This is a genomic window from Pseudomonas sp. PNPG3 (genome assembly GCF_023093815.1).
GTDB lineage: Bacteria > Pseudomonadota > Gammaproteobacteria > Pseudomonadales > Pseudomonadaceae > Aquipseudomonas > Aquipseudomonas asiatica.
In genome coordinates, this window is record NZ_JALLKV010000049.1 from 29,888 (window position 1) to 43,702 (window position 13,815).

Sequence of the window (13,815 nt, forward strand, 5' to 3'; positions counted from 1 at the left end):
ACGCGATGCGCCCCCATGCAAAGGATGGATACGTGAGCGAGACTGTCTTGTCCAACAACGATCAACCGTCGGCACAGGCGCCGGTGGATCCCGTCACCGCCCCACCTGCCAAGCGCTCCGGCAGTGGCCTGGCAGCGCTGGCCCTGCTGTTGGGCGCGGCCGGGGTGGCAGTAGGTGGCTGGGGTGTCTGGCAGGTGCGTCAACTGCAAGGCAACGAGTTCAACCAGGGCCAGCACATCGAGGCGTTGAACCAGCGCGCCGAGGCCCTGCAGCAGCGCGAACAGCAGATCAGCGCGCAACTGGCCAGCCTGCCGGCTGCCAGCGAGCTGGAAGACCGCCGCCGCCTGGTGGCGCAGCTGCAAGGCGACCAGCAACGCCTCAGCCAGCGTCTGGAAACCGTGCTCGGCGAAAGCCGCAAGGAGTGGCGCCTGGCCGAAGCCGAGCACCTGCTGCGCCTGGCCACCCTGCGCCTGTCGGCCTTGCAGGACATCACCAGTGCCAAGGCCCTGGTCGAAGGTGCCGACGAAATCCTGCGCGAACAGAGCGACCCGGGGGCCTTCGCTGCCCGCGAGCAACTGGCGCGCAGCCTGGCGACCCTCAGCAGCACCCAGCAACCGGACCGTACCGGCCTGTTCCTGCAACTGGCCGCGCAACGTGAGCTGGTGCAGCAGCTAAGCGCCCAGTCACCCGAATTCGACAGCAACGCCGATGCCCTTGGTGCGCTGACCGCCGACGGCGATGGCGCTAGCCGCCTGTCGCAGTGGTGGGCGGAGATCTCCAAGTACTTCCAGATCGACTTCAACGCCGATGACAACGTACGCCCGTTGCTCGCCGGGCAGCAACTGAACCAGCTGCGTCTGGCCCTGAGCCTGACCATCGAGCAGGCGCAGTGGGCGGCGCTCAATGGCGAGGCCAAGGTCTATACCCAGGCGCTGGACGATGCCCGCAGTGTGCTGTTGGCCAACTTCAACGCCGACAACCCGCAAAGCAAGGCCATGCTAGACAGCCTCAATGCCCTGGCCGAGCAGCCGGTGTCGGTGGTCACCCCCGACCTGAGCGAAAGCCTGGCAGCAGTGCAGGCCTACATCCAGCGCCGTCACCTGCCGGCCGAGGCTGAAGGGGGCAAGCCATGAAGCGTGTCTACCTGCTGGCCGTGCTGGCGATCGTGATCGCCGCGGCGTTGGGTATCGCTGTCGCCAAGCACAGTGGCTACGTGCTGATCTCCTATGGCGGCTTCCGCTACCAGTCGGGGCTGTGGGCGGCCCTGGCCGGGTTGCTGGCGATCGTCGTGCTGCTGTGGCTGTTGCGCTATCTGGTCGGCCTGATGCTGACCTCCAGCGGTGTGGTCAACCCGTGGTCGCGGCGTAACCGCAGCCGGCGTATTCGCGTGGCCATCGAGCAGGGCCAGTTGGACCTCGCCGAGGGCCGCTGGGCCAGTGCCCAGCGCCACCTGCATCGTGCCGCCGAGGCTGAGCGCCAGCCGCTGCTGTACTACCTCGGTGCCGCGCGTGCCGCCAACGAGCAAGGCCGTATTGAAGACAGCGACAACCTGCTGGAGCGTGCCCTGGAGCGCCAGCCGCAAGCGGAGCTGGCCATTGCCCTGACCCATGCCCAGTTGCAGATGGACCGCGGCGAAAGCGATGGGGCCCTGGAAACCCTGCTGGCCATGCACGAGCGCCACCCGCACAGCAGCCAGGTGCTGCGCCTGTTGCAGCGTGTGCATCTGGAGCGCGGTGACTGGTCGGCGCTGATCCGTCTGCTGCCAGACCTGCGCAAGGGCAAGGTGCTGCCGGCTGCCGAGCTGGCCGCCCTGGAGCAACGTGCCTGGGGCCAGAACCTGAGCCTGGCCACGGCCCGTGGCGAGGACGCACAAACCGCGCGTCAGGCCCTGGAGCGCGCCTGGCAGCAATTGACCGCAGCCCAGCGCCAGGAGCCTCAACTGGTGCTGGCCTATGCCGAGCAGTTGCGCCAGGTGGGCGCCCAGAGCGAAGCCGAGCAGGTACTGCGCACGGCCCTCAAGCGAGGCTACGAAAGCCACCTGGCGCGCCTGTACGGCCTGGTGCGTGGCGATGACCCGGCGCGCCAGTTGCAGGCCGCCGAAGGTTGGCTCAAGGACCACCCGCAAGACGCCAGCCTGCTGCTGACCCTGGGCCGCCTGAGCCTGCAGAACCGCCTGTGGGGCAAGGCGCGTGACTACCTGGAAAGCAGCCTGCGCATGGAACGCAACCCCGAGGCCTGTGCCGAGCTGGCTCGCCTGCTCGCCGGCCTTGGCGAGACCGAACGCAGCAACCAGCTGTTCCAGGAGGGCCTCGGTCTGCTGGACGAGCGCCTGCTGGCCCTGCCTTTGCCAGAAGGCGTACGCGCCTGACCTACCCCTGGGCCCGCGCGAAGGTGCGGGCCCAGGGGGCGGGTGACTTATCTATCGATGTAAGTTACATCTGCAGTCCATTTCTTCAGACGCTTCCTACTGCGTGGTTGGAAATTTCCTTCGCGATTCAGCGACTTGTCATTGCTGTCGCGCCTTGAAACATCCTGCGTTTTTCCTCTACCGTTTCAAGCCACTTCATCACCTCCGGGACCTTCACCGCCCATGCTGCCGGCCCGTTTGCGCACCTTTTTTCTTCCTGCCTGCCTGGCCGCACTGGCGGTATTGGTCGCGTCCTTCCACCTGGAAAACGTCCTGGGGCTGGTGCCGTGCCCATTGTGTTTCAGCCAGCGGCTGCTGCTTGGCGTGTACGCCTCGCTGTGCCTGGCGGCAGTGGTGCAGGCTCCAGGAACGCTGGGCATACGCCGTTACGGAAGGGCGATGCTGGGCTGCTCGCTGGCCGGGGCATCGTTGGCGGCGCGGCATGTCTGGTTGCAGGGGGCCGAGGGTGCTAGCCATGTATGCCCGATGCCGATCTGGCGTGTGCTCGAGCAATCCTGGGGCGAGGCCGCGCGGCAACTTTTGCTCGGCGGCCCGGATTGCAACTCGCTGACCTGGAGCTTTCTCGACCTGACGCTACCTGAATGGAGCCTGCTGGCCTTCCTGCTATTGGCGGCGCTGCCCTTGAGTTATCTGCTGGCGTATCGTTTCCGCACCCTGGCAATACCTTGACCTGACGCAAGGCTTGGCCATTAGCGCGACCAATGGCGATGTAACGGGGTATTAAACACTTGTATGAACTTTGTCCGCTGCGTACCTTGATGGTCAGCACGCGCGGGAATAATCTCCCAGCACGCATACCGAAAACACAACTGCTCGATGCCGTCCTGCTGATGTCACCTTTGTGCCGCGCGGTCGTGGTGCGAGGTGCAGCGGCATCTACCCAGAAGGGAAGAGATCGCCATGCTCGATAGTTGTCAGAACGCCCAGGAACGCTGGGGTGGGGTTCACGATCTGATCGACCGTTGGCTGAAGGAGCGCCAGGAACTGGTGCAGGCTTTCCGCGCGCTGCGCGATGTGAAGCCGGCCTTCGCCGACAAGGACACCAACGGGGACTTTTGCGCGCTCCTTGTCGACTACGTTTCGGCGTGGCATTTCGAGGTCAGCGAACAATTGGTCAGTGAAGCCAAGGCATTTGGTGACACGCGAGGCCTGGAGTTGGCCACGCAGATCAATCCGCGTATTGATGAAAGCACTCAGATCGCACTGGCCTTCAATGACCATTGCGCCAAGGGCGAGTGCAAGGACACCGAACGCTTCGCCGAGAAGCTGACCAAGTTGGGTGCCCTGCTGCATGAGCGCTTCGAACTTGAAGACTGCCTGATCGAGGTGTTGCATAACGCACACAAGGAAGAGGGCGCAGTCGAAGCCTGAGGGTTGGCGTCAGTCGCCAACCGCCAGCAGTTCGATCTCGAACACCAAGGGTGTATAGGGTGCGATCAGGTCACCCGCGCCCTCGGCGCCATAGGCTTGTGCTGACGGAATCACCAGGCGCCATTTGGCGCCGGCGTGCATTTGCGGCAAGGCCACTTGCCAACCTTCAATCACCGAATCCAGGCTGAACCACTGCGGTGTCTGGTTCTGGTCGAATACCGAGCCATCCGGCAGCATGCCCACATAGCGTACCTGCACCTTGCCGCCGGCTTTCGGTTGCGCACCGGTACCTGCCTGCAGTTCGCTGTAGAGCACGCCTTGCGGTAGTTCGTGCATACCATAACGCCCGCGTTCGTTGGCCATGAAGCGTGTTTCGGCAGCCTGCAGCTTCTGCGTGGCAGCGTCGCCGTCCTGGGCGTCGTGTTGCTGCAGCACGGCCTGCATGCGGGCTTTGTCGAGCTTTAGCGGTTGCCCCTGGTAGGACTGGCGCAAGCCTTCGACCAGCGCATCCAGTTGCAGGCCTGGCATGTCCTGGCGCAGGCGCTCACCGAGGCTGGCGCCAAGGCTGTAGGCGAGGTCGTGTTCGTCGCTGTCGGCCAGGGCGATGGGCGCCAGCAGGCATAAACCTAAGACAAGATATCGAGGCATGGTTGGTTCCTGCGCCAATGAGCGTGGAAGTATGCCAGTGTTCAGTTTTCTATTGTGTGCTCGCGGTCCCTGTAGGAGCGGCCTTGTGTCGCGATGGGCCGCAGAGCGGCCCCGGCAGTATCAGCGTGATGCACAAACCCTGGGGGCGCTTCGCGCCCCTATCGCGACACAAGGCCGTTCCTGCAGGGCGCGCTGCAAGACAGATAGCTGCCAAATATCAGCAATGATTTATTCAGCAACTACACTTGCACGGAGCTGCAAGATAACAACGTTGCCCAGGCATGCAACGCGGCGTAAATATTACTGTCAACATGCCCTAGCGGCGGTAGCAGCAGAAGCATAGTATGAGCCGCAATCTCGTCAGCCAGGAGGTAAACCATGTCGGCCAAGAAGAAGCCAGTAAGTACGCCGTTACACCTGCTCCAGCAACTTTCGAGCAGCCTGCTCGAACACTTGGAAGAGGCCTGCTCGCAAGCGCTGGCTGATGCGGAAAAACTGTTGGCCAAGTTGGAAAAGCAGCGTGGCAAGGCTCAGGAAAAACTGCACAACGGTCGCCTGAAACTGCAAGACGCAGCCAAGGCCGGTAAAGCCAAGGCGCAAACCAAGGCGCAAAAAGCCATCGGCGAACTTGAAGAACTGCTCGATTCCCTCAAGGAACGTCAAACCCAGACGCGCGCTTATATTCAACAACTCAAGCGTGATGCCCAGGACAGCCTCAAGCTGGCCCAGGGTGTAGGCAAGGTTCGCGAAGCTGCCGTCAAGGCCCTTGATCTGCGTGCGGCCAAAACCACCAAGCCGGCTGCTGCCAGACTTGCTGCCAAGCCAGCTGCCAAAGCCACCGCAGCTGCAAAACCTGCGGCCAAGCCAGCTGCCAGAGCTACCGCTGCTGCAAAACCTGCAGTCAAGCCAGCTGCCAAAGCCACCGCAGCTGCAAAACCTGCGGCCAAGCCAGCTGCTAGAGCTACCGCTGCTGCGAAACCTGCAGCCAAGCCAGCAGCCAGAGCTACCGCTGCTGCGAAACCTGCAGCCAAACCAGCAGCCAAAGCTACCGCTGCTGCGAAACCCGCAGCCAAGCCAGCAGCTAAAGCTACCGCTGCTGCGAAACCTGCAGCCAAGCCAGCTGCCAAAGCCACTGCTGCTGCGAAACCTGCAGCCAAGCCAGCTGCCAAAGCCCCAGCCAAAACCGCTGCTGCGAAACCAGCTGCCGCCAAGGCGCCAGCACGTGCGACCAGAAAACCAGCTGCCAAGCCTGCAGTCAGCAAGCCAGCCGAAGCCAAACCGGCTACACCTGCTGCCAGCACCCCGGCCGCTGCGACCAACTCGGCCACCCCGGCCACCCCGGTAGCACCATCGGCACCCGCCAGCACCCCGGCTCAGGCGTCTTCTTCGGCGTCCTGAAGCGCTGCCGCCGCGACGCGCAACTGATTCAGTGCGTCGTGGTGTCGGGCCGGGTCCGGCGCCAGTCGGGCCAGCCAGTCGTCCGTGGGCTCATGGGAGCCTGCGGGCCACTGTCGCGAACGCTCCTGCAAGCGTTCCAGCAAGGCCCTCTCGGCCTGCAGTTCCAACCCCTTCAGCTGTTCACGCAACGCCGCCAGCTGCGCATCCCCCTGCGCTGCCGAGCGCCACTGTTGGCGCAGGCTGCGTAACGGGCTGACCACGTCTCGCTGCCAGGGCTCGGCAACGTCTCGCAACGCCTGTGCGCGCTCGTCCAGTACCGCCACCTCACGCGCCTGCAGCCAGGTTGCGCACAGCAGCAGGCAGACGTCGCCACCTTGCGCCTGCAGGTCCAGGCAGGCCGCTTCCACACCAGGCCTGGCATACAGGGCCAGGGCGTGATTCCACAGGTCGGTGTTCATGGTTCCACTCGCGCTATGGGTCGAGGAAGCTGGTAGACTCCGCGACCATCATGATCAGACTATCCAACCTCACTTTACAGCGTGGTCCGCAGCGCTTGCTAGAAGGCGCCGAGATGACCCTGCACGCCGGTCACAAGGCCGGCCTGATCGGCGCCAACGGCGCCGGAAAATCCAGCCTGTTCGCCTTGCTGCGCGGTGAGCTGTCGCCCGATGCCGGCGATTGCCAGCTGCCCGGTGACTGGCGCATCGCCCACATGCGCCAGGAGGTCGACACCCTCGACCGCCTGGCCGTGGACTATGTGCTCGATGGCGACGCGCGCCTGCGCAAGGTCCAGGCCGAACTGGCCGCGGCCGAGCAGGCTCACGACGGCACCGCCCTGGCGCGCCTGCACAGTGAGCTGGAAAGCGCCGACGGCTACACCGCTGACGCCCGTGCGCGCAAGTTGCTGGCCGGCCTGGGCTTCACCAACGAGCAGATGGACCGCCGCGTCGGCGACTTCTCCGGTGGCTGGCGGATGCGCCTGAACCTGGCCCAGGCACTGATGTGCCCGTCCGACCTGCTGCTGCTCGACGAGCCCACCAACCACTTGGACCTGGATGCGATCCTGTGGCTGGAGGACTGGCTCAAGGGCTACCCCGGCACGTTGTTGCTGATTTCCCACGACCGTGACTTCCTCGATGCCGTGGTCGACCATGTGCTGCACGTCGAGCAGCGCAAGCTGAACCTGTACAAGGGCGGCTACACCGCCTTCGAGCGCACCCGTGCCGAGCGCCTGGCGCAGCAGCAACAGGCCTACGAGAAGCAACAGGCCCAGCGCGCGCACATGGAAAAGTACATCGCCCGCTTCAAGGCCCAGGCCACCAAGGCCCGCCAGGCGCAGAGCCGGATCAAGGCCCTGGAGCGCATGGAAGAATTGTCGGCGGCGCATGTCGATTCGCCGTTCGACTTCGTCTTCCGCGAGTCGCAGAAAATCTCCAGCCCATTGCTGAACATGTCCGAAGGCCGCCTGGGGTATGGCGACAAGGCCATCCTCGACAAGGTCAAGCTGCAGCTCACCCCAGGTGCGCGTATTGGCCTGCTCGGTCCCAACGGTGCCGGCAAGTCGACCCTGATCAAGAACCTCGCCGGTGAACTGGAGCCGCTGTCGGGCCGCCTGGTGCGTGGCGAGAACCTAGCCGTAGGCTACTTTGCCCAGCACCAGCTGGACTCGCTGGACGACAAGGCCAGCCCGCTGCTGCACCTGCAGCGCATTGCCCCCACCGAACGCGAGCAGACCCTGCGCGACTTCCTTGGCGGCTTCGATTTCCATGGCGCTCGCTGCGACGAGCCGGTGGTGAACTTCTCCGGTGGCGAAAAGGCTCGCCTGGCGCTGGCGCTGATTGCCTGGGAGCGGCCGAACCTGCTGCTGCTCGACGAACCGACCAACCACCTCGACCTGGAAATGCGCCTGGCGCTGACCATGGCGTTGCAGGAATTTGCCGGAGCCGTGGTGGTAGTGTCTCACGACCGTCACCTGCTCAAGAGCACTACCGACGACTTCCTGTTGGTGGCCGACGGCAAGGTCGATACCTTCGATGGCGACCTCGACGATTACAGCCGCTGGCTGGTCGAGTACCGCCAGCGCAGCGCGCCGGCCAGCAGTGCTCCGGTCAACCCGGACAAGACCGACAAGAAGGCCCAGCGCCAGGCGGCCGCAGCCTTGCGCCAGCAGTTGGCACCGCACAAGAAGGCCGCCGACAAGCTGGAAACCGAGCTCAACCAGGTGCACGCGCAATTGGCCGAGATCGAAACCGCGCTGGGTGACGGTGGCCTCTATGACGCGGCGCGCAAGGACGAACTGCGTGACCTGCTGGCGCGCCAGAGCAAACTCAAGCAGCGCGAAGGTGAGCTGGAAGAAGCCTGGATGGAAGCGCTGGAAACCCTCGAAAGCATGCAGGCCGAGCTTGAGGCGTTGTCGTGAGCAAGGGTTGAGATGGTGTTGGGGGAGGACATTCTCCCCAACACAACCAATTCAAAGCGCCAAAAAAACACTGGTTATTTTTTCACCAACACCTTAGCTTAACGTTTTGCAACATATGTCGAGCGAGGTGTGTGATGTCGATGGAAGTGTGGTTGGGCTTCTTTGCCGCCTGTTGGGTGATCAGTCTTTCACCCGGCGCCGGGGCGATCGCCTCGATGTCCAGCGGCCTGCAATACGGCTTCTGGCGTGGTTACTGGAACGCCCTGGGCCTGCAACTGGGCCTGATCGTGCAGATCGCCATCATCGCCGCTGGCGTCGGTGCCATCCTGGCCGCCTCGGCCACGGCCTTCCAGGTCATCAAGTGGTTCGGCGTCGCCTATCTCGTCTACCTGGCCTACAAGCAGTGGCGCGCCCTGCCGATGGACATGACCGATGAATCCGGCGTGCGTCCGATTGGCAAACCGCTGAGCCTGGTGCTCCGTGGCTTCCTGGTCAACGTCAGCAACCCCAAGGCGTTGGTGTTCATGCTGGCGGTGCTGCCGCAGTTCATCAACCCGCATGCCCCACTGTTGCCGCAGTACGTGGCGATCACCGTGACCATGATCACTGTCGACATGCTGGTGATGGCGGGGTACACAGGCTTGGCTGCGCGGGTATTGCGTTTGCTGCGTACGCCCAAGCAGCAGAAGCGTTTGAACCGGACCTTTGCCGGGCTGTTCATCGGCGCGGCCACGTTCCTGGCTACCTTGCGCCGGGCGCCAATCTGATAGACCGCATCTCGGCCATTCGCGGGCTTGCCCGCTCCCACAGGTGATGTGCCGCCCCTGAGACCGGCGCAGTACCTGTGGGAGCGGGCGAGCCCGCGAATGGGCCAACGCTACTTCTGCTTGTCCACCAACCCCTTGAGCAAGTCCACCGGCAGCGGAAAGACGATGGTCGAGCTCTTGTCCCCGGCAATCGCCCCCAGCGTCTGCATATAGCGCAACTGCATCGCCCCCGGCTCCTTGCTCAGCATCTGCGCTGCCTGCATCAGCTTCTCCGACGCCTGCAACTCACCCTCGGCATGGATCACCTTGGCCCGCCGTTCGCGCTCGGCCTCGGCCTGGCGGGCAATGGCGCGTACCATCGATTCGTTGAGGTCGACGTGCTTGATCTCGACATTGGCCACCTTGATGCCCCAGGCATCGGTCTGCGCATCCAGCACCTGGCGGATGTCCGAGTTCAACTGCTCGCGTTCGGCCAGCAGCTCATCCAGTTCGTGCTTGCCGAGCACCGCGCGCAGCGTGGTCTGGGCCAGCTGGCTGGTCGCCACGAGGAAATCCTCGACCTGGATGATCGCTTTCTGCGGGTCGAGCACGCGGAAGTACACCACGGCATTGACCTTGACCGAGACATTGTCGCGGGTGATCACATCCTGCGGCGGCACATCCAGCACCACGGTGCGCAGGTCGACCCGCACCATTTGCTGGATCACCGGGATCAACAGGATCAGCCCCGGCCCCTTCACCTGCCAGAAGCGCCCCAGCTGGAACACCACGGCGCGTTCGTATTCGCGCAGGATGCGGAACGCCGACAGTAACAGCATCGCCAGCACCAGCAGCACGGCGCCAAAACCAAATTGCATGAACATGGTCATTCTCCTTGCGCCGCGGGCGCAGCGGCGGTCACTTCCAGCATGACGCCATGGCGCGCGGTCACCCGCACGTTCTGGCCAGCCTGCAGCGGCGTTGCGCACTGCACCTGCCATTGCTCGCCCTGGGCCAGCACAACGCCACAGAACGGGTTGCCTGCCATTACCTGGGTGACAGTGACCAGGCTGCCGACCAGGCCGGCGTCACCGCTGACCAGCGCCCGGCTGCGGGCCTTGAGGGCCATGCCCAGCACCCCTCCGATCAATAGCGCCGAAAGCAGCGCCAGGGTGCCGATCAAGGCCAGTGGGATACCGAAACCGGGGGCATCTGTGTCGATCAGGATCACCGCGCCGATCACGAAGGCGACGATGCCGCCAAAACCGATCACGCCGAAGCTGGGCACGAAGGCTTCGGCGATCATGAAGGCGATGCCGAGCAGAATCAGCGCCACACCGGCGAAACTCACCGGTAACAGTTGCAGGGCATACAGCGCCAGCAGCAGGCAGATGCCGCCGACCACGCCACCCACCGTCGAGCCGGGGTTCATGAATTCGAACAGCAGGCCGTACACGCCGATCATGATCAGGATCAGCGCCACGCTGGGGTTGGTGATCACCGCTAGCACCCGTGTGCGCCAGTCCGGCAGATGCTCGACCAGGCTGGCATTGGCGGTCTGCAACTGGCGGGGTTGACCGGCGACATCGAGCGTCTTGCCATCGAGCTTGCGCAACAGGTCGGGCAGGTCATCGGCCACGTGGTCTATCACGTTCAGCTGCAAGGCCTCGCTGGCTGACAGGCTGACCGCTTCGCGCACGGCTTTCTCGGCCCAGTCGGCATTGCGTCCGCGCAGTTGCGCCAGGCCACGGATGTAGGCCGCAGCATCGTTGACCTGTTTGCGCGCAAGGGTGTCTTCATCGCTGTCTTTGGCCTTGTCGTCCTTGGCCGCGCCTGGCGGGCCGCCGATCTGCACGGGCGTGGCGGCGCCCAGGTTGGTCCCCGGCGCCATGGCCGCGACATGGCTGGCGTAAAGGATATAGGTGCCGGCGCTGGCGGCGCGGGCCCCGCTGGGGGCGACGTAGGTGGCAACCGGCACGGGGCTGGCGAGAATCGCCTTGATCATCTGGCGCATGGCACTGTCCAGCCCGCCCGGGGTGTCCATGCGGATAACCACCAGCTGCGCCCCCTGCTCCTGGGCCTGGCCGAGACTGCGCACCAGGTAGTCGGCGCTGGCCGGGCCGATGGCGTCATCGATGCCCAGCACCCACACCGCGCCGGGCGCTGCCTGGCCGCCTGGCGTGATGCCAAGCAGCAACAGCAGCAATAGCCAGCGCCAGCAGCGGGTGAGCACCTGTCGTCACCTCGTTCGCCTCTATTTGCACAAGTTTAGCCCTGCCTGCCGATGGCAGGCCTAAAATTGGAGATTGGGGGGCGAAACCGGAGGTGCATCATGCGTATGGCAAAGACCCTGCAGGATCGCCTGGACAAGGCCAACTGCGATTACGACATCATTCCCCATCCACATTCGGCCACCAGCCTGGAGTCGGCCCGCACGGCCGGCGTGCCCGCCGAGCGGGTCGCCAAGTCGGTGATGCTCGATGACCGTCATGGCAACTACATCATGGCCGTGCTACCGGCCAACCGGCATCTGGACATGAGCAAGGTGCGTATGTCCGGCGCCTGGCAACTGACCCGTGAAAGCGGCCTGCCGAGCCTGTTCGGCGACTGCGAGCGCGGCGCCGTGCCAGCGCTTGGCGATGCCTACCAGATAAAAATGCTGCTCGACCCGAGCCTTACCCGCCAAGGTGATGTCTACCTTGAGGCGGGTGATCACGATCACCTGATCCACATGAGCATGGAGCAGTACATGAAACTGGTGCCGCACGCCGAAGTGCGCGAGCTTTGCTGATGTTTTCAAACCAATGCCAGGCGGGCGTCGTGGACGGCTTGCCTGGCTCTCAGGAGGAACCATGGAAGCGCCGATCCATCCCTTTGCAGACTTGTTCAAACAACTGGGGCTGGCTGACGATGCGGTGAGCATCGATCAGTTCATCGCCAGCCACTCGCCATTGAAGAACGACATCAAGCTGGTGGATGCGCCGTTCTGGACCGATGCCCAGCGTAGTTTCCTCAAGGACAGCATCATTGAAGATGCCGATTGGGCGGTGCCGTTCGATCAACTCAACGAAGCATTGCGCCGCCCTCGAAAATAAAGCGCCGAGCGGCACCTGACGAGTGATTGGCCGTTGCTATGCTCAGGAAAACAATAAGGGGATAGCGCGATGAAAGATCCCTACGCACCAGGTTTCTGGTGCTCCGTGACGATCCTGGGCACCCTGACGGCCAGTTACTTCTACGGCATCAGGCACACGCAACAGATGACTCAGGCGGTGCATTTCCTGTATGCAGCCGCGGCTGTCACTGTGGCGGTTGCGCTGGTGGCGCTGGCCTGGATCGCCTGGCAGCAACTGCACCTGAACAAGCGCGAAGTGGTGCAGGGGCGAACGTTGCTGGCCATCTGGAACACCAAGGTCGCGCTGCGCCGCGTCGAGACGGTGTTCGACCGCTATTTCTGGGGCAGCTACTGGCATTCGGGGCGTACCTTCGAAGAGGTCATGGGTGAGCTCAGGGGCACGCCGCTGGAGCAGAGCCTGGATGCCCTGAAGCGCCAGTGCCGGTTGCTCGACCGTGAAGTTCATGACCACCATCATCACTGGCTGGCCAATGCCCGCGACCTGTCCAGCGTGGCCCAAGCCATGGCCCGCGAACGCTACCAGCTGGATCTGGGCGAGCCAAGCAGCAGCGGCCATGGCAATACCGCCGTGCTCAACCGTGACCTGGAAGTGCTGGTGTATACCTGGTCGGCGCGCCTGCGCAGCTTCGACCATCAGCTGGACGAGCTGGAGCGCGCCTACCATTGAGGCGCTTCATTCGCCGCGGATGTATTGCTCCAGTTGCAGGATCAGGCTGGCTTGTTCGGCAATGGTTTCCTTGACCAGGTCGCCGATCGACAGCAGGCCGAGCAGCTCGCCGTTGTTGACCACCGGCAGGTGGCGCAGGTGGCGGTTGGTCATCAGGTTCATGCAGTACTCGAGGTTCTGCTTCGGCTCCACGGTGACCACCGGGGCACTCATGATTTCGCGCACCGGGGTAGCGGCGGAAGAGCGGCCCTTGAGTACCAGTTTGCGCGCATAGTCCCGTTCACTGACGATACCCACCACCTGGTTGCCCTCGACCACGGGCAGCGCACCGACGTTTTTCTCCGCCAGCAGTTTCAGGGCGTCGAGTACCGAGTCATCCGGGCCGATGGTGTACACGGTCTGGTGCTGGGACTTGGTCTTGAGGATTTGTTCGACGTTCTTCATACGGGCCTCTGCGGGTGGAAAAAGCGATTCTCTGAGTAAATAAAGCATCCGGCACGGCGCTCTGCACGGCAATGCAGGAAACGGCATGGAGTCGATTGAAAAACGTCATCGGTGGTTGCCGTGCCGGGTTCGGGCGCACGCTATCCCTGTGGGAGCGGCTTTAGCCGCGAACACCGGCACAGCCGGTGCCATGCACCGCGCTGGATTCTTCGCGGGTGAACCCGCTCCCACAGGTTCTGTGCAGGCTTTGGGCTCGCGCCATCCCTGTGGGAGCGGCTTTAGCCGCGATCACCGGCGCAGCCGGTGCCATGCACCGCGCTGGATTCTTCGCGGGCCCGCCCGCTCCCACAGGTTCTGTGCAGGCTTTGGGCTCACGCTATCCCTGTGGGAGCGGCTTTAGCCGCGAACACCGGCGCAGCCGGTGCCATGCACCACGCTGGATTCTTCGCGGGCCCTCCCGCTCCCACAGGTTCTGTGCAGGCTTTGGGCTCACGCTATCCCTATGGGAGCGGCTTTAGCCGCGAACACCGGCGCAGCCGGTGCCATGCACCGCGCTGG

Annotated in this window: 15 protein-coding genes; 10 read left to right on the forward strand and 5 right to left on the reverse strand. The window is 63.8% G+C overall.

The genetic code is table 11. From position 1 onward, the window contains the following. Positions 1-32: 32 nt before the first annotated feature. The 4 genes from MJ643_RS23940 to MJ643_RS23955 all read left to right on the forward strand — a co-directional run bounded on the left by MJ643_RS23940 (position 33) and on the right by MJ643_RS23955 (position 3,799). The gene (locus MJ643_RS23940; RefSeq protein ID WP_024087972.1) at positions 33-1,133 is read left to right on the forward strand and encodes a uroporphyrinogen-III C-methyltransferase; all 1,101 of its coding nucleotides are present in this window, start codon (positions 33-35) and stop codon (positions 1,131-1,133) included. After that, entirely contained in the window at positions 1,130-2,368 is a 1,239-nt protein-coding gene (locus MJ643_RS23945; RefSeq protein ID WP_013970386.1) for a heme biosynthesis protein HemY, read from the forward strand. Before MJ643_RS23940 ends, MJ643_RS23945 begins: the two co-directional genes overlap by 4 nt. A gap of 222 nt (positions 2,369-2,590) precedes the next feature. Continuing rightward, positions 2,591-3,097 carry a disulfide bond formation protein B gene (locus MJ643_RS23950; RefSeq protein ID WP_013970387.1) on the forward strand — a complete coding sequence of 169 codons (507 nt, stop codon included), beginning with the start codon at positions 2,591-2,593 and terminating at the stop codon, positions 3,095-3,097. Between the two features lie 231 nt (positions 3,098-3,328). After that, a complete protein-coding gene (locus tag MJ643_RS23955; protein WP_013970388.1) occupies positions 3,329-3,799 on the forward strand; it encodes an Rsd/AlgQ family anti-sigma factor in 471 nt (156 codons plus the stop codon). 9 nt (positions 3,800-3,808) lie between these two features. On the opposite strand, the gene MJ643_RS23960 is transcribed toward MJ643_RS23955, so the two are convergent. After that, positions 3,809-4,447, reverse strand: a complete 639-nt coding sequence (locus MJ643_RS23960; protein ID WP_013970389.1) for an FKBP-type peptidyl-prolyl cis-trans isomerase — start codon at positions 4,445-4,447, stop codon at positions 3,809-3,811. Positions 4,448-4,825: 378 nt separating this feature from the next. Between MJ643_RS23960 and MJ643_RS23965 the strand changes: the two genes are divergently transcribed. Then, a complete protein-coding gene (locus MJ643_RS23965) occupies positions 4,826-5,845 on the forward strand; it encodes an AlgP family protein (protein ID WP_013970391.1) in 1,020 nt (339 codons plus the stop codon). Here MJ643_RS23965 and MJ643_RS23970 read toward each other — a convergent pair. Then, positions 5,821-6,303 carry a TIGR02444 family protein gene (locus MJ643_RS23970; protein WP_013970392.1) on the reverse strand — a complete coding sequence of 161 codons (483 nt, stop codon included), beginning with the start codon at positions 6,301-6,303 and terminating at the stop codon, positions 5,821-5,823. The genes MJ643_RS23965 and MJ643_RS23970 overlap by 25 nt on opposite strands. A 50-nt stretch (positions 6,304-6,353) precedes the next feature. Between MJ643_RS23970 and abc-f the strand changes: the two genes are divergently transcribed. Beyond that, a complete protein-coding gene (abc-f, locus tag MJ643_RS23975; RefSeq protein WP_024087976.1) occupies positions 6,354-8,264 on the forward strand; it encodes a ribosomal protection-like ABC-F family protein in 1,911 nt (636 codons plus the stop codon). A gap of 134 nt (positions 8,265-8,398) precedes the next feature. Then, positions 8,399-9,031, forward strand: coding sequence for a LysE family transporter (locus MJ643_RS23980; protein ID WP_024087977.1), 633 nt, complete (start codon positions 8,399-8,401; stop codon positions 9,029-9,031). A 110-nt stretch (positions 9,032-9,141) separates the two neighbouring features. Here the strand turns inward: MJ643_RS23980 and MJ643_RS23985 are convergent, their stop codons facing one another. Next, a complete protein-coding gene (locus MJ643_RS23985) occupies positions 9,142-9,894 on the reverse strand; it encodes a slipin family protein (protein ID WP_024087978.1) in 753 nt (250 codons plus the stop codon). A 2-nt stretch (positions 9,895-9,896) separates the two neighbouring features. Beyond that, complete coding sequence (locus MJ643_RS23990) at positions 9,897-11,243, reverse strand: nodulation protein NfeD (protein WP_013970396.1); 1,347 nt, start codon at positions 11,241-11,243, stop codon at positions 9,897-9,899. Between the two features lie 99 nt (positions 11,244-11,342). On the opposite strand from MJ643_RS23990, the gene MJ643_RS23995 reads away from it, so the two are divergent. The 3 genes from MJ643_RS23995 to MJ643_RS24005 all read left to right on the forward strand — a co-directional run bounded on the left by MJ643_RS23995 (position 11,343) and on the right by MJ643_RS24005 (position 12,813). Beyond that, positions 11,343-11,801, forward strand: coding sequence for a YbaK/EbsC family protein (locus MJ643_RS23995; RefSeq protein ID WP_024087979.1), 459 nt, complete (start codon positions 11,343-11,345; stop codon positions 11,799-11,801). A 61-nt stretch (positions 11,802-11,862) separates the two neighbouring features. Further along, positions 11,863-12,105: a DUF2789 domain-containing protein gene (locus MJ643_RS24000; protein ID WP_013970398.1), complete on the forward strand. Its 243-nt coding sequence runs from the start codon at positions 11,863-11,865 to the stop codon at positions 12,103-12,105. A 69-nt stretch (positions 12,106-12,174) separates the two neighbouring features. After that, complete coding sequence (locus tag MJ643_RS24005; RefSeq protein WP_024087980.1) at positions 12,175-12,813, forward strand: hypothetical protein; 639 nt, start codon at positions 12,175-12,177, stop codon at positions 12,811-12,813. Positions 12,814-12,819: 6 nt separating this feature from the next. On the opposite strand, the gene MJ643_RS24010 is transcribed toward MJ643_RS24005, so the two are convergent. Then, the gene (locus MJ643_RS24010) at positions 12,820-13,257 is read right to left on the reverse strand and encodes a CBS domain-containing protein (RefSeq protein WP_013970400.1); all 438 of its coding nucleotides are present in this window, start codon (positions 13,255-13,257) and stop codon (positions 12,820-12,822) included. Positions 13,258-13,815: the final 558 nt, after the last annotated feature.

Coding starts and splice junctions, on each gene's coding strand:
- MJ643_RS23970 (WP_013970392.1), bottom strand. CDS start 6,303: ATGAACACCGACCTGTGGAATCACGCCCTGGCCCTGTATGCCAGGCCT.
- MJ643_RS24010 (WP_013970400.1), bottom strand. CDS start 13,257: ATGAAGAACGTCGAACAAATCCTCAAGACCAAGTCCCAGCACCAGACC.
- MJ643_RS24000 (WP_013970398.1), top strand. CDS start 11,863: ATGGAAGCGCCGATCCATCCCTTTGCAGACTTGTTCAAACAACTGGGG.
- MJ643_RS23960 (WP_013970389.1), bottom strand. CDS start 4,447: ATGCCTCGATATCTTGTCTTAGGTTTATGCCTGCTGGCGCCCATCGCC.
- MJ643_RS23995 (WP_024087979.1), top strand. CDS start 11,343: ATGCGTATGGCAAAGACCCTGCAGGATCGCCTGGACAAGGCCAACTGC.
- MJ643_RS23985 (WP_024087978.1), bottom strand. CDS start 9,894: ATGTTCATGCAATTTGGTTTTGGCGCCGTGCTGCTGGTGCTGGCGATG.
- MJ643_RS23980 (WP_024087977.1), top strand. CDS start 8,399: ATGTCGATGGAAGTGTGGTTGGGCTTCTTTGCCGCCTGTTGGGTGATC.
- MJ643_RS24005 (WP_024087980.1), top strand. CDS start 12,175: ATGAAAGATCCCTACGCACCAGGTTTCTGGTGCTCCGTGACGATCCTG.
- MJ643_RS23945 (WP_013970386.1), top strand. CDS start 1,130: ATGAAGCGTGTCTACCTGCTGGCCGTGCTGGCGATCGTGATCGCCGCG.
- MJ643_RS23955 (WP_013970388.1), top strand. CDS start 3,329: ATGCTCGATAGTTGTCAGAACGCCCAGGAACGCTGGGGTGGGGTTCAC.
- MJ643_RS23950 (WP_013970387.1), top strand. CDS start 2,591: ATGCTGCCGGCCCGTTTGCGCACCTTTTTTCTTCCTGCCTGCCTGGCC.
- abc-f (WP_024087976.1), top strand. CDS start 6,354: ATGATCAGACTATCCAACCTCACTTTACAGCGTGGTCCGCAGCGCTTG.
- MJ643_RS23965 (WP_013970391.1), top strand. CDS start 4,826: ATGTCGGCCAAGAAGAAGCCAGTAAGTACGCCGTTACACCTGCTCCAG.